General features: G+C 36.8%; 15 protein-coding genes. 13 read left to right on the top strand and 2 right to left on the bottom strand.

The genetic code is table 11. The annotated features are described in order from the left end of the window. The first annotated feature begins 37 nt into the window (after positions 1–37). The 9 genes from FJR03_RS04945 to FJR03_RS04985 all read left to right on the top strand — a co-directional run bounded on the left by FJR03_RS04945 (position 38) and on the right by FJR03_RS04985 (position 10934). Positions 38–361 carry a hypothetical protein gene (locus FJR03_RS04945; protein ID WP_226962183.1) on the top strand — a complete coding sequence of 108 codons (324 nt, stop codon included), beginning with the start codon at positions 38–40 and terminating at the stop codon, positions 359–361. Between the two features lie 303 nt (positions 362–664). After that, positions 665–3049: a hypothetical protein gene (locus tag FJR03_RS04950; protein WP_226962184.1), complete on the top strand. Its 2385-nt coding sequence runs from the start codon at positions 665–667 to the stop codon at positions 3047–3049. A gap of 115 nt (positions 3050–3164) precedes the next feature. Then, on the top strand, positions 3165–3842 hold the full coding sequence (locus tag FJR03_RS04955; RefSeq protein ID WP_193114540.1) for a toxin-antitoxin system YwqK family antitoxin: 678 nt from the start codon (positions 3165–3167) through the stop codon (positions 3840–3842). A 74-nt stretch (positions 3843–3916) separates the two neighbouring features. Continuing rightward, the gene (locus FJR03_RS04960) at positions 3917–7039 is read left to right on the top strand and encodes a cytochrome c biogenesis protein (RefSeq protein ID WP_193114541.1); all 3123 of its coding nucleotides are present in this window, start codon (positions 3917–3919) and stop codon (positions 7037–7039) included. 8 nt (positions 7040–7047) lie between these two features. Further along, on the top strand, positions 7048–7746 hold the full coding sequence (locus FJR03_RS04965) for a DUF2461 domain-containing protein (RefSeq protein WP_193114542.1): 699 nt from the start codon (positions 7048–7050) through the stop codon (positions 7744–7746). Next, positions 7739–8041 (top strand): cupin domain-containing protein, encoded by a 303-nt coding sequence (locus FJR03_RS04970; protein ID WP_193114543.1) that lies wholly within the window; start codon positions 7739–7741, stop codon positions 8039–8041. Before FJR03_RS04965 ends, FJR03_RS04970 begins: the two co-directional genes overlap by 8 nt. A 7-nt stretch (positions 8042–8048) precedes the next feature. Further along, positions 8049–8999, top strand: coding sequence for a ferrochelatase (hemH, locus tag FJR03_RS04975; RefSeq protein ID WP_193114544.1), 951 nt, complete (start codon positions 8049–8051; stop codon positions 8997–8999). A gap of 12 nt (positions 9000–9011) precedes the next feature. Beyond that, the gene (locus FJR03_RS04980) at positions 9012–9644 is read left to right on the top strand and encodes an HAD family hydrolase (protein ID WP_193114545.1); all 633 of its coding nucleotides are present in this window, start codon (positions 9012–9014) and stop codon (positions 9642–9644) included. Positions 9645–9692: 48 nt separating this feature from the next. Beyond that, a complete protein-coding gene (locus tag FJR03_RS04985; RefSeq protein WP_193114546.1) occupies positions 9693–10934 on the top strand; it encodes a coiled-coil domain-containing protein in 1242 nt (413 codons plus the stop codon). 28 nt (positions 10935–10962) lie between these two features. Here the strand turns inward: FJR03_RS04985 and FJR03_RS11835 are convergent, their stop codons facing one another. Next, positions 10963–12411 (bottom strand): methyl-accepting chemotaxis protein, encoded by a 1449-nt coding sequence (locus FJR03_RS11835; protein ID WP_430739132.1) that lies wholly within the window; start codon positions 12409–12411, stop codon positions 10963–10965. Further along, positions 12386–12889 carry a PAS domain-containing protein gene (locus FJR03_RS04995; RefSeq protein WP_193114547.1) on the bottom strand — a complete coding sequence of 168 codons (504 nt, stop codon included), beginning with the start codon at positions 12887–12889 and terminating at the stop codon, positions 12386–12388. The genes FJR03_RS11835 and FJR03_RS04995 overlap by 26 nt, the downstream gene beginning before the upstream one ends. 175 nt (positions 12890–13064) lie before the next feature. Between FJR03_RS04995 and FJR03_RS05000 the strand changes: the two genes are divergently transcribed. The 4 genes from FJR03_RS05000 to FJR03_RS05015 are packed head-to-tail and all read left to right on the top strand — an operon-like array spanning position 13065 to position 19156. After that, positions 13065–13523, top strand: a complete 459-nt coding sequence (locus FJR03_RS05000) for a MarR family winged helix-turn-helix transcriptional regulator (protein WP_193114548.1) — start codon at positions 13065–13067, stop codon at positions 13521–13523. Positions 13524–13525: 2 nt separating this feature from the next. Beyond that, positions 13526–14653 carry an efflux RND transporter periplasmic adaptor subunit gene (locus FJR03_RS05005; RefSeq protein ID WP_193114549.1) on the top strand — a complete coding sequence of 376 codons (1128 nt, stop codon included), beginning with the start codon at positions 13526–13528 and terminating at the stop codon, positions 14651–14653. Next, positions 14653–17781, top strand: a complete 3129-nt coding sequence (locus FJR03_RS05010; protein ID WP_193114550.1) for an efflux RND transporter permease subunit — start codon at positions 14653–14655, stop codon at positions 17779–17781. The genes FJR03_RS05005 and FJR03_RS05010 overlap by 1 nt, the downstream gene beginning before the upstream one ends. Next, positions 17771–19156 (top strand): efflux transporter outer membrane subunit, encoded by a 1386-nt coding sequence (locus FJR03_RS05015; RefSeq protein WP_193114551.1) that lies wholly within the window; start codon positions 17771–17773, stop codon positions 19154–19156. Before FJR03_RS05010 ends, FJR03_RS05015 begins: the two co-directional genes overlap by 11 nt. Positions 19157–19165: the final 9 nt, after the last annotated feature.

A 19165-nucleotide genomic window follows, 5' to 3' on the forward strand; every position in this document is an offset into this window, starting at 1 on the left:
ATTTGCTAATATCTCAAAAAACAGATGGAGAATTGTGATGCCGATAATACATGATAAAATCCTTTTGCTTCTCGACTATGTAAAAATTGATAGTGCTTCTATTGTTTGCCATTTTAAATGCAAAGAGTCAAATAAAGAGGTTATCTCAGAACTTGCATTTGAACCGTATGATGGAAAAATTGAGATCACGTGGAAAGAGATGTTATTGCATCCAATCGAGTCTTATAACAGATATTACCATACTCCGATAGTGATCTATTCTCACGATACACATGAAACGATTGTACTTAAAGCATTCCAAAAAGTTGCTAACCGTTTTAAATGGAATTCTGAAAAAAAACAGTACGTTTGTAACGATTAATATAATAAATACTTCTTACTTTCTTCTCTTTTCTCTATAAAAATATATACTTTTTTTGTTTGTTTATTTAGTATTTTAAATAGTTGAAATAGCTCTATATTAGAGTACTTTTTCATTGTTTTTATTAGTTTTTTAAATACAAGTTATAACTTGTAGTTAACTGCTTATCACATAAATATCACACAGAAGTTTTTGTGATAAAGAAAAATGTGATATATAAGAAAATCTTACTTTTTTAAAGTTCAATTAAATAATTAAATGTAATACTTAATGTGAATTTTATTAAAGGGGAGAAAAGAGAGAATGAATAATAAAAAATTATTAGTATCTCTAGCTGCGTCTGTTGCATTTATGTCAATGACTGCGACTACTGCTATGGCTTATGACAAGAACCCACCGTTCAAACTCAATAAGCTAAAGAAGTACACAGAAGTTGATGCAAATGGCAAGAAAACGGTTGGTTATGAACCAAAAAACGACTACAATGTATTCGTTAACTACGAACTTGGTATGCACTGTGTTGGTTTTGCTATGGATTATTGTTGTGTGATTCCACCATACAACTCAATTCAAGCACAAGCTATTTCATCAGGAAAGGCTGGAAAGTTACCAAAACTTTTAAGTCCGGATGATGATGTTAAATTATATTACTACACTAAAGATAACTCTTATAGTGAGGGTAATAAAATGAGATATTGGAACGTGCCAAAAGATGCTGACATGGATGGTCACTTAGATTCTGCCGGCGATAACGTTGCAAACTATGTTTGGACACACCTTTTTATCTATAAAGATTTAGAAGGTACTATTCCAGCAGGTGCTACAGATAAAGATCGTTTACGTGTAGGTATGCAGATCCCTGTAAATATTGATGCCGGTCCTTCAGGTATGCCAATGTCTGGCGGTTACCTAGAGTATGCAGGTAAAGATGGTGGTAATGTTGTTATGACTGACACACTTGTTCCACCTGTTAAAAATGTTAAGCTTGTTTTAACTGCTTCACATCTTTGGGATGCATTAGGTCTTCCTTTAACTGCATTTAACGATTCTACAAGAAGAGGTACAATCCGTTCTGTAACTGAAAAAGATTTCCAACCGTTCCAATACTCTACTGTAGAGATGCACGATAGAACTGGTAAAGGTATTAAAAATACTGACGGTACAGATGTAACTTACTTCGGTACCAACCCTGTTGATATTCCTAACTGTTACGCTTGTCACTCAAGAAACGGTAAAGCTGCTCAAATGGCAAGAGATGAAGGTATTACACAATCTGATGCTGAGTATAACTACTGGAAAGGTTATCCTGATGAGAGTGAATATATGGCGAGACTTTCTGAAGCAAGTATCAATATCCTTGGACTTCACGATGCTCACCACGGTACTACATTCTTAAGTGATTATAACTCAAAAGCTTCTGGTAACAGACTTGGTAAGACTGGTATGGTAAACTGTACAGACTGTCACGGTGATAACGTTTCTGGTAACTTACAAGAGCCTCGTCCAACTGCAACTGGTTATAAAGCTGTTAAAGCTAAGCCACTTTCTGAAGCTATCCACGGGTTCCACTTAGCTATGGTTCCAATGCCTGATGGTGCTGGTCGTTCACAAGCGTGTCAATCTTGTCACCCTACACACTTCCAAAACCCTAATATGAATGATGACTCTAATCCATTTAGAGTAACAGACAGATATGGTGAAGGTCGTTTCTCTAAAGGTGATATTAGAAAATCTGGTGGTGGATGTTATGTACGTCGTGACGCTCACTCTAATCCAAATGCTAAACCTCCGTTCTTCTTAAATGACTACGGTAAATGGCAATATAAAAATGTTGCACTTAAAGATGAGCATGGTAAAGATGCTGGTGAGTTAAGAGGTCTATACTGTACAAACTGTCATACAAAAGTTGCTCAAGGGTTCCAAAACTATGACAATTTAACAAACGACTCTAAACAAGAGGGTAAAACTCTAAGAAACAAATCTCTTAAAGAGATGATCGATGCTATCGCTGGCGGTGATGCGAAAAAATTTGCTTCTTATGCTGACCCTAAATCAACTGGTGATAATGAAGTATTAAAATACTATACTGAGCATAAATCAGCTACTTTAGTGAAAAATGCTGGTAAAGACGGTAAACTAGATCTTAAACCTTGGAATCATCCAGAGGGTGGAGATGTTCCTTATATCGCAGCTTCTGGTGGTAATGACTGGTGGTTAGCAGCATCTGAGCCTCACTGTGCGGACTGTCACATGGCACCGTTTGTTGAGCAAGATACTGGTGGTAAATACTTCCCAATCGATTTACCGAACAAATACTCTTTATACAGATACTCTAAAGCACACGGAGATATCGCATGTCAAACTTGTCACGAGTCTACACACGGACTTTACTCTACAAGATACGACGGTAAAGAGCGTTCTGTTGACGTAACTACACACGAACAAGCACTCCAATACTCACCAGATGGTGAATATGCTGGTCCTGTAACTTGTGCTGCATGTCACACAGTTAATGACAAAGGTGTTCCAATGCAACTTAAAGATACTGAGTATGAAAATGATTACTGGGCTTCAGTAACATTAGCACACTTTATGAGAGGTGGAGATCAAAAACTTTCTGTTAAACAGTTAGTAGAGAAATATCCATACGACAAATCTGCTAAAGTTGTAAAAGACGGGTGGAAATAATCCACTCTCTTAAAACTATCCCTTTCTTGGGGTAGTTTTTATTTTAATAAGAGTATATGTTTATATATTTTTATTAGAATAAAATCTCCATTACGAAACAATCAAGGAAAAAATAATGAATAAATATTTGAGTGCATTACTATTTGTATCTAGTTTAAGCAGTGTAGCTTCTGCAGAATTGGTAAAAAGTTATTTTGAATCAGGTGGACTCAAAGCGGAGACGAACTATAAAGACGGTACACGCACTGAGACAAGAGAAGGCATTAAAGATGGAATTGAAAAGATATACTATGAAGAGGGACCGCTTGCTTACAGTGTAAACTATATTGATGGAAAAAGAGACGGTAAACTGAGTTGGTTTGATAAAGAGGGACGTTTACTTGCTGAGATGTTTTACGATCATGGAAAGATGGAAGGTGTAGAGAAAGCTTACTATGTAAATGGTCAGATAAAACATCAGGTAAAATATGTAAATGATTTAAAAGAGGGGGTGCAAAAAGAGTACTTTGACAATGGTCAACTGGCACTTACGGTAACTTACAAACACAATAAAAAAGAGGGTGTACAAAAAGAGTATACGCAAGAGGGGAAACTTTATAGTGAGGTTACTTATAAAAACAACTATAAAGAGGGATACCAAAAATGGTATGACAAGAACGGAAATGTTGTAAAAAAAGAGTTTTTTAAACAAGACAGACCTGTAGATCTTATGAAAAAAGTTCAGGCAAAAAAAGCTGACGAAGCAGAAATCCAGATTAAAAGCATAGACTTCTCTCCACAAAAAGCAAGATAGGCTTACGAAAAGCCATTTTGCTACCATCCGTTATCTTTACTTTATTAGAATAACTTTTTTAAAAGGATAAAAACATGAAACAGATTTTATCGTTCATGGGCTCCATGAAAACCATGGCAGTTCTGATGTTAATTTTCGCATTTTCTATCGGTTATGCAACGATTATAGAAAATGATTTTGGAACTATGACAGCAAAGGCTGAAATATATAATGCTAAGTGGTTTGAGTTACTGCTTGGCTTACTGGCATTTAATCTTCTGCTCAACATGATTAACTACAGAATGTTTAGTGTTAAAAAAGCACCTATCTTTATTTTTCACTCTGCATTTTTCGTGATCTTGCTTGGTGCTGCGATTACTCGTTTTGTAGGTTTTGAAGGTAGTATGCATATTCGTGAAGGCTTAACTTCAAGCTCAATACTCTCTTCTGAGATCTATTTTGATGTAACTGCACAGCAAGAGAGTACATCTGTTTCATCTACTCAAAAAGTTTATCTCTCAAAAAGAGCAGAGAATCATCTAAACAGCAGTTTAGAAGTTAACGGAAAAAATGTTGACGTAAAACTTGTTGAATATATCCCTGATGCGATCGAGTCTATTGTAGAAGATCCAAACGGCAAGCCTATGTTAAATCTAATGATCACAGGCGGCGGACAAGGGAAAAAAGTTGCCTTAACAGAAGGAAGTTACTACGATGCGGGTAACTTTGTACTTGATTTTACAAGTGGACAAAAGTTTAATAAACCTACAATCGGTATCTTTGTAAAAGATGGTACATTGTATATGAACCATGAGATGAAACTCTCTTACTTTAGAATGGCAGACCGTGCTAAAGGGGAACTCGCTGCAAGCGAGAACGAGATATTCAATCAAAGAGTTCTATACAGTACAGATTTAGGAAGTTTTGTTTTAAGACAGTTCTTACCGAAAGCTATGAAAAAGATTGTAAGTGATCCAAATGCAAAAGCAAAAATGGCAGGACTTGACGTACTCCGTTTTAATGTGAGTGTAGGGGATAAAAATAAAGAGGTTTTACTTTACGGAAGAAAAGGTGTAGAGGGTGTTGTTGAACACGTTAACCTTGAGGGTATAGATGTAAGTCTGCGTTACGGTGCAAAAGAGATCCCTGTACCGTTTAGCATTACACTAAAAGATTTCCAACTTGACAGATACCCTGGCTCAATGTCACCGGCATCGTATGCAAGTGAAGTACAGCTAGTAGATAAGGAAAATGGAGTAGATATGCCGTATAGAATCTATATGAACCATGTTTTAGATTATCAAGGATATAGATTTTTCCAAGCATCTTATGACCGTGATGAAAAAGGAACGGTTTTATCTGTAAATCATGATCCGGGAACACTGCCTACATATATTGGGTACTTTTTACTTGCTCTTGGAATGTTCTGGTCACTTTTCTCTAAACAAAACAGATTTGCAAAACTTGCATCAAAAGCGAAAAAAGCGGCTGAGTGTCAACTGGTTCCGGCATTTATGGCAGGTATGCTGGTATTTGGTTTTGCAACAACTGCAAAAGCAGATGTAGAACCTGCAATCAAGACTATTCTTGCTTTTGACAAGGCACATGCAGATAAGTTTGGAGAGTTGATCGTTCAAGATACACAAGGGCGTATGAAGCCGTTAGATACACTCTCAACAGAGGTTTTAGCAAAGGTTCACAGAAGTGCAACATTAAAAGTAGGGAGTGATACATTAACTGCAAACCAAGTGATTGTAGGGATGATGATCAGACCAGATATTTATAGAGATATAAAACTGATCCGCACAGGTGATCCGAAAGTAAATGAAATTATCGGTGCTGCGTCAAATGCAAAATATGTATCGTTTTCTCAGTTTTTCCATGATGCAGAAAATATGCGCGGATATAAACTTGCTGAAATTGTTGATGAAGCTGCAAGAAAAGCACCTAAAGATAGAAACAAGTTAGATAAAAAAGCATTAGAGATTGATGAGAAAGTAAATGTTGTATATATGGTCTTTACTGGTTCTCTTATTAAAATTTGGCCAAAACCGGATGATGCGAACAATAAATGGCTAGCTACGATCGAAGCGTTAGAGACACTCTCTCCTGAATACGGTTTTATGATCAAAACTTTAGCATTTGATTATTTCACGGCACTTGATCGTTCAACACAAAGCGGTGACTGGAAAGATTCTGATACTGCTTTAAAACATATTGCAGATTTTCAAAAGAAATACGGTGCGGCTGTATATCCGAGTGAGAATAGTGTAAAAGCTGAAGTTTTTTACAACCATGCAAATATCTTTGAGAGATTGTATCCACTTTATCTTGTAATGGGGTTTGTACTTCTAATCCTTAGTTTTATCAAGATTGTTAAACCGACATTTAAAATGGATATTGTTGCAAAAGGTTCTTTATATCTATTAATAGTGTTCTTTATTGCACATACAATAGGTTTAGGACTTCGCTGGTATATCTCAGGACACGCTCCTTGGTCAAACGGATATGAGTCTATGATTTACATCGGTTGGGCTACGGTTCTTGCAGGGTTTATATTCTCTAAGCGTTCACCGATTACACTTGCTTCAACTTCGATACTGACGGGTCTTATCCTTTTTGTAGCGCACTTAAACTGGATGAATCCGCAAGTAACAAACTTGGTACCTGTACTTAACTCTTACTGGTTAAGTATCCACGTATCTATGATTACAGGTTCTTACGGTTTCTTAGGTCTTGGGGCATTGCTTGGGTTTATTACGCTGTTACTCTTTATCTTTAAAACAGAATCGAATGAGAGACAGATATCTCTTTCTATCAAAGAATTAAATGCGATCAATGAGATGAGTTTAATGATCGGTCTTGCGACACTAACTGTTGGAAACTTCCTTGGCGGTGTTTGGGCAAATGAGTCGTGGGGACGTTACTGGGGCTGGGATCCAAAAGAGACTTGGGCACTTGTAACTATTTTAGTATATGCGGTTGTAGTGCACTTAAGATTTATTAAGTCTATCTACAATGAGTTTAACTACAGTGTTATCTCTCTTTTAGCATTTACATCAGTTCTTATGACATATTTCGGAGTAAACTATTACTTAGCGGGTATGCACTCATATGCTAAAGGTGATCCGGTTCCTATTCCTGATTTTGTACCGGTTACGTATGCGATCATCTTTATCGTAATTGCACTTGCGTTTAGAAACAGAAAAGTTGCATAGGAGATTCTTTGGAATTTAATGGCTTTAGCGAAAAGACATTAGAGTTTTTAGAGTCTATTCGACAAAACAATAACAAGGAGTGGTTTGAGGCTCATAAAGATGAGTACACAAACCTCATTCTTGAGCCCTCTCGTGCTTTTGTAGAGGAGATGGGTGAACACCTTATGGCCTTAGAGCCTACAATCAATTTCGCACCCAAAATTAATCAATCCCTTTTTAGAATTTATCGCGATACAAGACGTATGGGAGCAAATAAACTTCCTATTAAACACCGTATCGGTATCATCTTTTGGCAGGGTCGTGCCAAACGCTTACAGAGCTCATCTTTTTATCTCCATTTTTCACCCGATGAACTTTTTGTAGCGGTTGGTGTAAGATGGTTTGAAAAGCCGATGTTAGATGCCTATCGCGAGTACATCAAAGATGATAGTAAAAGAGAAAAATTAGCCGAGATCTTAGAGACAATTACTGCGAAAGGGTACAGTATAATTGAGAAAGGGTACAAACGTTATCCAAGAGGTTTTGATAAAGAGATGGAGAATGTAGAACTCTCTTTATATAAAGGGATGGCAACATATAAAACGCTTAATCCACACTTGATCGAAGATGGTGAGAAATTTATTGATACGCTTTATAAGATTTATGAAGATATGCTTCCTCTACAACAGTTTATGTATGAGGTAAGTTTGCGGGTAAAAGATGAGTAGTGAATTTTTTGATTATTCTCTGCCGGAGTTAGATAGTGAAGATTTTACAACGCTACTTGAACATAAAAATGTTAAAATTAGTCGAATAATTAGTAATACGTTAAAAACTGAACAAAAGTTTTTAAGTGAAAAAGATGAGTGGGTAATTGTTCTGCAAGGGTGTGCAAAGTTAGAGATGAACGGTACTGTTCATAAGCTTACAAAAGGCAGTAGCTTGTTTATCCCTGCAAATACGGAACATAAGCTGCTAAAGACCAAAAAAGTCGTAGTTTGGCTGGCAGTATATATCGATTAGGAAAGAGATGAAAAAAGAAGCATTATTATTACTGAACATGGGCGGACCTAATAACCTTGAAGAGGTTGAAGTTTTTTTAAAAAACATGTTTAATGATAAAAATATTTTAACAATGAAGAGCGATCTGCTGAGAAAGTTTGTAGGCGGGATGATCACCTTTACAAGAACAGAGAGTTCTCAAGAGATATATAGAGAACTCGGTGGAAAATCTCCGATTGTGGGACATACAAAAAATCTTGTTAATAAACTTCAAGAGAAGCTTGGTGAAAGTGTAATCGTAGATTTTGTAATGCGCTATACACCGCCATTTGCAGATGAAGTGATTGAGCGCTTAAATAAAGAGGATGTGGATAAGATCTATCTTATCCCTATGTATCCGCAATACTCGACAACTACAACAAAGTCATCTTTAGAAGATTTTGAAGAGACTTATCATGACAGCGAAGGTGATGCACTAGTAGTTGAGATCAAACATTACTTTGAAAGTGAAAAATACAACCAAGCGGTTTTAGAGAAGATCAAAGAGAGTGTAGGTTCTGATGACTACAAAGATTTTGACATTATTTTCTCGGCACATGGACTTCCTCAAAAGATCGTAGATGCTGGTGATGTATATGAAAAACATGTAAACAGACACGTTTCTATTTTAAAAGAGATGATGGCAAATGAGGGGATGGATTTTCATGAAGTACATCTCGCATACCAGTCAAAAGTTGGGCCTATGAAATGGTTGGAGCCTTCACTTGAAGATAAACTTAGAACTGTTCGTAATCGCGGTGTCATCATCTTTCCTATCGCTTTTACGATCGACAATTCTGAGACTGACTTTGAGCTTGATATTGAGTATAGAGAGATCGCTGAAGAGTTAGGCTTTAAAGAGTATAGAGTTGCAAAATGTTTAAACGACAGCGACCTATTTGTAGAAGCACTTTTAGAGATCTACGAGAAGATGAAATAGAGTAAAAATACAATGCAAAAAATAGTTATTTTCGATATGGACGGGACTCTAATAGATTCTAAAAAAGATATTACTATCTCAATTAATTATGTTCGGGAACTCAACCACTCTCTTGAACCGCTTAGTGAAGCATTTGTTGTAGATGCTATCAATGCTCATGAGCGAAACTTGGCAAAGATGTTTTATAATACAGAGCTTTACGAAGAACGCGATCGTGTGATCTTTGAGAAGCACTATAAAGAGCAGTGTATCCAAAATCCATATCTTTATGAGGGAGTTGAAGAGCTGTTGCATGACCTAAAAGCAAACGACATTAAACTCTCTGTTGCCACAAATGCACCCACAATTTTTGCACAAACAATGTTGGAGTCGTTAAAAGTGAAAGAGCTTTTTGATGTAATTATCGGTGCAGACAAGGTGAAAAAATCAAAGCCGCATCCAGATATGTTACACCATATTTTAGAGAACTATAACTATATGAACAAGAGGGATCGTGCCTGGATGGTTGGAGATAACTCTAAAGATATGGAAGCTGCCACAAATGCACAAATCGATGCTATATTTGCAGCATGGGGATTTTCGAGTTTTGGTACACATAATGTTATTGCAAAAATACCCCAAGAGGTGGCATCTATAGTTTTATAAAAAATTATGATAGAATAACTTACACAATACAACACTGTAAGGCTTATTATGTTATCTACAGATTTTTTAGTAAGTTTTGGTTTTATGGCTTTACTCTTTTTACGACAAGTTTATATCCTGAAACAACCAAATAAAATAAATTACGCCCCCTTAATGCTCTCCATAGGCTTTATAGCTACTATATTACATATCATTACAGCTCCCGATAACATAGATACATTTAAACTCTTTCGAGAGTCGCTTTTCCCATTATTAGTCTCTTTGGTACTTTTTGTAATTATGAATATTATGCATCAGACTCAACAATCTGCAGTAGCTAAAAACCAGGAGAATTTTATAAAGGTTTTGGGAAGTGAACTCTCAGAGTTAAAGTCCTTTATACTAGAACTCGAAAAAAGGATGACTCTCGCACAACAGGAAGATAGAGAGATTCAGGCACAAAATATTGAAAAGTTTAAAAAAGACCTTGTCGCTCTTGATAAGATTCAGTCCAATCAGATGAAGTTTGTCGATATGTTCGGAGATGTGGAGAATTCACTTGGCGATGTAAAAAAAGAGTATAAATATTTTAGTGAAGTACAATTACCTGAGCTTGATCGTGTAGTGCATAAACATATAGATATTTTACGCGTAGCGGAGCAGGAACACTATAATAACCTGAAGTCTATAATTGAGCAGGATAAAGAGAACAAAACCAACTTTGTTCAAAATATCCAAGAGGTGAAGAAAACTTTAGAGGGGTTACAAAATATCTCCCATGAGATTGCAAACTCCATTATTCAACAGACGCTTTCACAACTCTCAGGTGTTACAAAGTCATATGAATCACAGATCAATTTATTAAGAACACACAGTGAGGGGATAAAAACATCTTTAAGTGAAGATGATGCTATTCTCTCGAACATACGTTCTCAAAGTGAACTTCTTCTACAGCAGATCTCTCTAATGGCTAATAAAATGGCTGATTTTCAGCAAAAACAGATGGTGTTTAACGATGTATATAAAAATATAGAGGGGTTAATAAGCGATATAGAAGCGATTAAATCAGATTATGTAAAAGCCCAATCACAACTCTCTAATATCTCTTTAGAACTTCTTGAAACAAAAGATCAGAAGGTATATGAGATGAAGAAAAACTTAGATGAGTTAAGTGAAGTTATCTCTAAGAAGATAGATGAGTCTTTAGAACAGCTGCATGAGCATTATCATATAGCGAGTAAAGATATTACACAAAGTGTGCAGATGTTAACGAAAAGAGCACAAATTCAAAAAGGGTATGGGGAGAGTTAAAGTGACTAGAGAGTCACTTTAAAAATAGTTACTTTGTTTGTGCACTATTATTTTTGTATTCAAGAAGCATCTGATCAAGAATATTAAAGAGAGTTTCACTTGAATTTTCCATTTTAACAAACTCGTCAATAATTGCAGAATTGTTGTTCTCATTATAGCCACTTTCTGCAATTTCTGCAGCTCTATTCGCAGCTTCGTGTACAGTTTTATGTAAGGCTTGGAGTTTTGAAAAGGCAGATGTGGTAGGACCGAATTTCGATTTAGCATCTTCCGCTTTCCAATGTGTTAAACGGCATGAACTATGTTCACGAAGACCTTTTGGTCCCTTATGTGAAATAACATTGCTAAATGCATCAGATTTAAAGAGAATATGATCGATTTTAACAAGAATTACCATTAGATTACTTTCTAGATCTTGAGAACCTTGTTTCATTGAGTTGGCATTAAGGTTAAAGTTGTCCAGAACGCTTTTGAAACTTTCGATCATTTGTGTAGCTTCATCAGATACTACACTCATAACATCAGCAGCTTCAGATATAGAACCGGTTTCTTGCTGTAGTGTTTGAATGGAGATACTAATCTCACTTGTTGCTTTTTGTGTTCGCTCCGCAAGTTTTCTTACTTCATCGGCAACAACTGCAAATCCACGTCCATGCTCACCGGCACGAGCAGCTTCAATAGCAGCATTAAGAGAAAGAAGGTTTGTTTGTTCGGCAATATCTTTAATAAGGTTTACAACTTCACCAATTTCATTTGCTCTGCTTTGAAGTGAATCTACGGCATGGTTGTTATTTTCTATAGATTCTGTAAGTGTAGAGAGTTTTGTAATTATTTCATTCGCTTCATCGATACTTTGGTTTGATGCAATTGCAGTTTCATCAGCTTTTTCAGCAGTTTCATTTAATTGTTGTACACCTTCTGCAAGCTGGCTTTGGATCATACCAAAGCTTACATTTAAAGGTTTACCGGTTTTACCAAGCTCTGAAGCAAAGTTTTTCTCTTTTTGCAGAGTAAACTCTTGTTCCATTGCGTCAATTGCTGCATTGATCTTATCTGCAGTTTTATGAAAAGTGTAATTTAAACCGTTTGCATCAACTCTTCTAAAATATTTGTTTTTTGAAGCATAATCGATGGCCGTATTAACTTCTCTTACAAATACCTCTAATTGATCCATAAAATAGTTTACATCCCATGCAAGCTTACCGAGAATACCTTTTTCATCTATGTTAGTAACACGGATCTCAAAATCACCTGCTAATCCATTTTCAAAAATCTCTTGAGTATGGTGAAGAGATTTTTCCACTTTATTTAAGTAGAAAAAGATAAAAATTGCTAAAAAGATATTTAACAGATTAAATGTCATTGTTAAGAAATGAAATTCATACATAAACGACGTAATCGCAGTTGTCGCAAAAACAGTTATTAAAATGGCGATATTTGCGTAATGGATCTTAGATAGAGAGGATAAATTCTTCATAGTTCATTCCTTTTTTTTCTAGTAAATCTGTTAAGTACTTATATGATGCTTCTACACCGTTACTTTTTTCAATTTGAAGCATCTCTGTATAGAGTTTCGAAATAAACTCTATAGCTGATTTTGAAGGTTTTCTACGAACTGAGAAATAACCTATAATCTTGTCATTTTTATCATACGAAGGTGTTACGTTTGCTAAAACCCAGTAATAAGAACCGTCTTTACATAAGTTCTTCACATAAGCATTTAATTCCTCTTTATCCTGAATGGTATTCCATAAAAGCTTGAAAATAGCGCGAGGCATATCCGGATGTCTCAAAATATTATGAGGTTTACCTAAAAGTTCTTCCTCTTGATATCCACTCATACGGATAAATATCTCATTACCGTAAGTGATAATCCCTTTAGGATCAGTTTTTGAAACAATAATTTCATTTTCACCAAATGAGATCTCATTGTTTTTTGGTGTTGGTCTTGACACTTCTGCCTCCTAAAATTACTTCTGATTCTGTTATTATAACATTTTTTAATATTGAGGGCGTATGGTAGGCAATAAATACTAACAATATACTTAAAGTGGTGTATGCAACAAATTCTTAATTTTTATTAAAGTTGCATATGCTACTATTTTGAAATATGTTTATTTTGGAGTAGTGATGTCTTATAGTTTAGAAACTTCTATAGGCTACCAAACAAACTTGGTAGCTACAATTTTAAAAACAAGTTTTACGAAGTTAATTCAACCAAGGTTTGGTATTGCAGCAGAGCAGTTTGCAACTTTGAAAATTATTAACGAGGAACAGGAGATTTCGCAAACTAAAATTGCCGAGCTCTTAGGTAAAGATAAAACAACGGTAGGGCGTTCTATAGAATCACTCATCAAAAAAGGTCTTTTAAAGAGAGAAGAGTGTTATATAGATAAACGAGCTAACAGAGTTTCATTAACTCCTGAGGCAAAAGAGATTTTAGCTGGTGCCAACAAGATAGCATTTCAGTACAATGAAGGATTAAAACAGAAGATAACTGAAAAAGAGTTAGAGGTTTATTTTAAAGTGTTAAACACTATTTTACAAGAGAGTAAAAATATTGAATTAGAGATAGAGAGAGGAAACTAAGAATGAAGTATCAATTAACAAAAATATCTTTAGCAGTGAGTTTGTTATTTACAACTGCACTTACTGCAAAAGAGACAACAAATCCTGCTGCAGCGGCACCTAAAGTGGATGTATATGTAGTAAAGAAGGCGAAAGAGGCTCCCGTATCGTTAGAGTATCCCTCTCGTATAACATCTGCAAAAGATGTAACTATTACTGCAAGGGTATCGGGTGTGTTAGAGAAACAACTCTACACAGAGGGCTCTTTAGTCTCTAAAGGTACACCTATGTATAAAATTGAGCCTGATATCTATGAAGCAGAAGTTGCAAGTAAAAAAGCAGATTTAAATGTAGCAACTGTTCAATTTGAAAAAGCGCAAAAAGATTGGGAGCGTGCAGAGGGACTATACAGTGAAAAAGCGATTAGCGAGCAGGATAAAGATACAGCATATTTTGCTTATCTCTCAGCAAAGGCAAATGTTGACGCTGCACATGCAGAGCTGCAAAAAGTGCAGGTGAATCTAAACTATACAAATGTACGTGCAACGATAAGCGGCGTTACAGGGATGAGAATGGTTGATGAGGGTGATTATGTAACTGTTGGGACAGCGCTGGTAAAACTAACACAAACAGATCCTATATATGCCGAATTTTCTATCCCTGAAATTAGTAAGCTCAAACAAAAATATTCTTTAGCTAACGGCTCTTGGAAGGAATTGCAAAAAGCAAAACTTCAGGCTGTACTTGTGATTGACGGTAAAGAGTATGAAGAAAACGGGCGTATAGACTTTATAGATACGCGTGTGGACAATGCAACGTCAACACTTAAAGCACGTGCAGTGTTTAAAAACAAAGATGCAAAACTTGTAGCAGGTGAATTTGCAAAGCTAAAACTTATAGGTGTAGTTTCAAAAAATGTGCTTTTTGTTCCTCAAAAATCGGTGCTTCAAAACCCTTTAGGGACTATCGTATTTGTAGTAGTTGATGGAAAGGTAGCTGTAAGACCTGTAAAAATTATTGAAGCATCAGGTGACAAGTTTATAGTTTCAGGTGTACAGCCAAAAGATGTTGTGATTGTAAACAACTTTTTTAGAATCAAGCCTAACACTCCAGTTAGCATAGATAAAACAATTAATGCTCAGGAAAAATAATGTTTTCTAAATTTTTTATAAATAGACCGATATTCTCGGCAGTTTTATCGATAGTGATAATAATTGCCGGTTTTATCTCTATAAAATCATTACCGGTTCAAGCGTATCCGAGTGTTGTGCCTGTTCAGATAAATGTTCAAGCCGTTTATCCGGGAGCAGATGCACAGACACTCTCTAAAACAGTTGCAGCACCTTTAGAAGAGGCTGTAAATGGTGTAGATAATATGATCTACATGACTTCAACGGCTTCGCCGAGCGGTATCGTTACTCTAAGTGTCCTTTTTAAGATCGGAACAGACCCTGATCAGGCAAATGTTGATGTAAACAACCGTGTGCAGTTAGCAATCTCTAAGCTGCCTCAATCGGTACGCGATCAAGGGGTAAGTGTAAGAAAACGCTCACCTGATATGTTAAAAGTTTTGGCTTTTACATCTGAAGGAGAAAAGCACGATACTATTTATATCTCTAACTATGTACTTGTAAATGTTTTAGATGATATTAAACGTATACCTGGAGTAGGGGATGCTTATATCTTCGGAAGTAAAGATTATGCTATTCGTGTATGGATAGACCCCGATAAACTGGCAAACTATAACTTAACTATTACAGATGTAGTAAATGCTATTAAGAGTCAAAACAACCAATATGCTGCTGGACAACTGGGACAAGAGCCTATAAACTCTCACCCCGTATATACATATACGGTACGTGCACAAGGACGCCTGCAGTCTCCTGAACAGTTTTCAAACATTATTTTACGCTCAAACCCTGACGGTTCAGCTTTAAGACTCAAAGATGTCTCAAACGTAGAACTGGGCTCTGAATCGTATTATTTCCAGGCGACTTTTAATAAAGAGCCTATGATGCCTATGGGAGTTTTTCTCGCACCTGGTGCAAACGCTTTAGAGGTTTCAGAAGCACTCGATAAAACTTTGGAGGAGCTTTCTCAAAACTTCCCTGAAGATATAAAGATTAGTGTACCTTACGATCCGACTGAGTTTGTTGAGCAGTCGATCGAAGAGGTGATCTTTACGCTGATTCTCTCGATTATTTTGGTTGTAGCTATCATATACTTGTTTTTAGGAAATTTTAGAGCGACAATTATTCCAGTTCTTGCTATTCCAGTTTCGATCATCGGGACATTTGCAGGTTTTTATGCGATGGATTTTTCGATCAACTTGCTGACACTTTTTGGACTCACACTTGCGATCGGTTTGGTTGTTGATGATGCCATTGTTGTTATTGAGAATGTTGAGAGGATCTTAAAAGAGAATAAACATCTTAGTGTTAAAGAGGCTACGACAAAAGCGATGCAGGAGATAACAGGGCCTGTAATTGCTATTGTACTTGTACTCTCGGCGGTATTTATCCCTGCTGCATTTATGGGTGGTTTTAGTGGAAAGCTATATCAGCAGTTTGCTATTACGATTGTAATTTCGGTAATGATTTCTGGGATTATCGCTTTAACATTAACGCCGTCGCTATGTGCACTTTTCTTAAAACATGAAGAGTCGACACCGTTTTGGCCTATCCGTAAATTTAACGAGTTCTTTGAAAAAGCAACTGAGAGTTTTACCTCAGGTGTTCAGCGTGTTTTACGCTATAGTGTGCTCAATATTCTCCTTTTCTTTGTGATGATAGGTGCAGCGTATATGATCATGCTGCGTCTGCCTACAGGGCTTGTTCCAAATGAGGATCAGGGAACTATTATGGTTATTCAAAATATGATGCCGGGTACTTCATTACAACGTACAAAAGCTGTAACGGATGAAGTGAGCAAACAGCTCTTAGATGATCCTCAAGTTACAAAGTCGGCGGGACTTTCAGGTCTTGATATTACAACTTTTGCATATAAAACAGATTCTGCGATCTCTTTTGTGCATCTAACGGACTGGGGTGAGAGAAAAGATCCTGGATCTTCAGCTCAGGCGATTGCCGGAAAATATATGGGGCAGTTCTCACAAAACAAAGAAGCATTTTTATTTGTAGTAACACCACCGCCGATTCGCGGTATGAGTACAACGGGCGGATTTGAGATGTATATCCAAGATAGAACGGGCGGCGAGCTTACAACGCTTAACGGTTATGTTCAAGAGATTATAAAACAGGCGAATGCTCGTGCTGAACTTATGGGGGTTAGAACGACACTCAACACAAATGTACCTCAGTATATGATAACGGTTGATGAGGAAAAAGCAAAAGCACTCGGTGTAAGTGTCTCTGACATATATACGACTCTGCAGGCGAATTTTGGGCAAAAGTATGTAAACGATTTTAACCTTTTTGGACGTACTTACCATGTTAATATCCAAGCTAAAAGTGAGTACCGCGAAGGGATTGAAGACTATAAAAATGTTTTTGTAAAAGCGATCGGCGGGGCACTAATACCTATTAGTGAAATGGTGGAGATCAAGCGTATAGTGGGACCGAGTATCATTCAGCGCTTTAATATGTTTGACTCGGCAAAAATCTCAGGGACGGCTAAACCTGGATATAGTTCCGGTGATGCGCTAAAAGCTATCGAAGAGGTTGCTAAAAATGTACTTCCTGAGGGGTATAGTATAAGCTGGGCAGGGACTTCGTATCAGGAGAAAAAATTAGCAGGTACTACAAACCTTGCGTTTGTGTATGCAATCATCTTTGTATTTTTAATCCTGGCAGCACTTTATGAGAGCTGGAGCATTCCGTTTGCCGTTATTTTGGCTGTACCTTTTGCATTCTTTGGAGCTGTTTTAGGACTATGGCTGCGAGGACTCGAGAGTGATATCTACTTTCAGGTAGGACTCATTACCCTTGTCGGGCTTGCGGCAAAGAATGCTATTCTTATGGTAGAGTTTGCTATGCAGCGTCTGCGCAGCGGCTATACTCTTTTAGAAGCAACGATTGATGGGGCAAAAGTGCGTTTTAGACCTATTGTTATGACATCGTTTGCATTTATTATGGGGACACTGCCGTTGGCTCTTAGCATCGGTGCAGGAGCGAACAGTCGTCATATTATAGGGACAACGGTAGTTGGCGGTATGGTGATACTGACTTTAATCGGTATCTTTTTCGTACCGCTTTTTTACTATCTCATTATGAGTGTAAAAAATAAATTTTTTAATAAAGGAGACTCAGATGAAAACTAAAGTTTTACTGGCTCTTAGTGCCTCGGTTTTATTCTTTTCGGCATGTTCATTGGCTCCTGAGTATAAAAAACCGCAGATGCAGCTTCCGGCTGCACAAAAAGAGATAAATGTAAATGAGGAGTGGTTCAAAACTTTTAATGATCAAAAGCTAAACTTATTGATCGCAGAAGCACTGAAAAACAATGATGATCTAAAACTTGCGGTGGCTAACGTTCAAAAAGCACGCGCACAGTATGACATTAGCGATGCTGATCTTTATCCGCAGTTGGATCTTAGCGGTTCAGCCTTGAGACAAAAAAGAAGTGTAAACGCATACCCTGGATTTTTCGGAGGTTTGTACAATGACTTCAGTATGAGTGCCAGTATGTCTTATGAGTTCGATTTCTGGGGAAAAAATTCCAATCAAAGAGATGCGAATCTGGCAAATTTTTTGGCAGTAGATGCAAATAAAGAATCTCTTCGCATCTCTCTCATTACTGATGTTGCTACTTACTATTTTAATCTTGTAGCTGTAGAGGAGCAACTAAAAATTGCACAGGAGAGTCTCAAAAACTATGAAGAGTCTCTTGCTTACAGAGAAAAACAGTATAAGTACGGTGTTATAGATTCACTCACACTTGCTCAGTCAAAGGCTGAGGCAGCTTCTGTAAGAACTACGATAGATGCTTTAAACGTTACAAAGGTGAAGATTCAAAGTTCATTGGTTATCTTACTAGGGCGTTCACCTAAAGAGATCTTTGAGGGCTTTATAGATACTAAAACAGAGTTGCCGGAGTTTGTTAAAATTCCGACAACATTGCCGACAAATCTTTTACAAAATCGTCCAGATGTAAAAATAGCGGAGGAGAATCTAAAAGCAAAAACGGCACTGATCGGTGTTGCCAAAGCTGCATATTTTCCAAACCTTTCAATCACGGGTAGTTACGGTTTTCAAAGCCAGAAGGTAAGTAACCTTGCAAACAGTAACTCTCAGGTATGGGGGATCGGGCCTAGCTTGTATATGCCTCTATTTGATTTTGGAAGGATATCAGCTTCTGTAAAGGTTACGGATGCAGAACAAAAAGCAGCCTTAATAGAGTACGGTAAAACGGTAAAAAATGCTTATAAAGAGGTGTTTGATTCCCTGCAGTCTATTAAAGCTATGCAATCAAAGAAAGAGTCTATGGAACAGGAAGTTGCTGCGTATGATGAAGCGTACAGAGTTGCGAAGAAAAAGTATGCAATCGGAACAACTAGTTACCTTGATGTACTTATTGCACAAAACTTACTTTTAAATTCACAACTGGCGTATGTAACGACAAGATCTGAACTTTTAATTGAAGAAGCGACACTTTACAAAGCACTTGGCGGTGGTTGGAGAAGTGTAAAAGATTAGTAACTTTTA

Source organism: Sulfurimonas marina (assembly GCF_014905095.1).
GTDB lineage: Bacteria > Campylobacterota > Campylobacteria > Campylobacterales > Sulfurimonadaceae > Sulfurimonas > Sulfurimonas marina.

Excerpts from the sequence above, each read along its gene's own strand:
- FJR03_RS04955 (WP_193114540.1), top strand. The coding sequence starts at position 3,165 with ATGAATAAATATTTGAGTGCATTACTATTTGTATCTAGTTTAAGCAGT.
- hemH (WP_193114544.1), top strand. The coding sequence starts at position 8,049 with ATGAAAAAAGAAGCATTATTATTACTGAACATGGGCGGACCTAATAAC.
- FJR03_RS05010 (WP_193114550.1), top strand. The coding sequence starts at position 14,653 with ATGTTTTCTAAATTTTTTATAAATAGACCGATATTCTCGGCAGTTTTA.
- FJR03_RS05005 (WP_193114549.1), top strand. The coding sequence starts at position 13,526 with ATGAAGTATCAATTAACAAAAATATCTTTAGCAGTGAGTTTGTTATTT.
- FJR03_RS11835 (WP_430739132.1), bottom strand. The coding sequence starts at position 12,411 with ATGAAGAATTTATCCTCTCTATCTAAGATCCATTACGCAAATATCGCC.
- FJR03_RS04985 (WP_193114546.1), top strand. The coding sequence starts at position 9,693 with ATGTTATCTACAGATTTTTTAGTAAGTTTTGGTTTTATGGCTTTACTC.
- FJR03_RS04960 (WP_193114541.1), top strand. The coding sequence starts at position 3,917 with ATGAAACAGATTTTATCGTTCATGGGCTCCATGAAAACCATGGCAGTT.
- FJR03_RS04950 (WP_226962184.1), top strand. The coding sequence starts at position 665 with ATGAATAATAAAAAATTATTAGTATCTCTAGCTGCGTCTGTTGCATTT.
- FJR03_RS05000 (WP_193114548.1), top strand. The coding sequence starts at position 13,065 with ATGTCTTATAGTTTAGAAACTTCTATAGGCTACCAAACAAACTTGGTA.
- FJR03_RS04970 (WP_193114543.1), top strand. The coding sequence starts at position 7,739 with ATGAGTAGTGAATTTTTTGATTATTCTCTGCCGGAGTTAGATAGTGAA.
- FJR03_RS04980 (WP_193114545.1), top strand. The coding sequence starts at position 9,012 with ATGCAAAAAATAGTTATTTTCGATATGGACGGGACTCTAATAGATTCT.
- FJR03_RS05015 (WP_193114551.1), top strand. The coding sequence starts at position 17,771 with ATGAAAACTAAAGTTTTACTGGCTCTTAGTGCCTCGGTTTTATTCTTT.
- FJR03_RS04945 (WP_226962183.1), top strand. The coding sequence starts at position 38 with ATGCCGATAATACATGATAAAATCCTTTTGCTTCTCGACTATGTAAAA.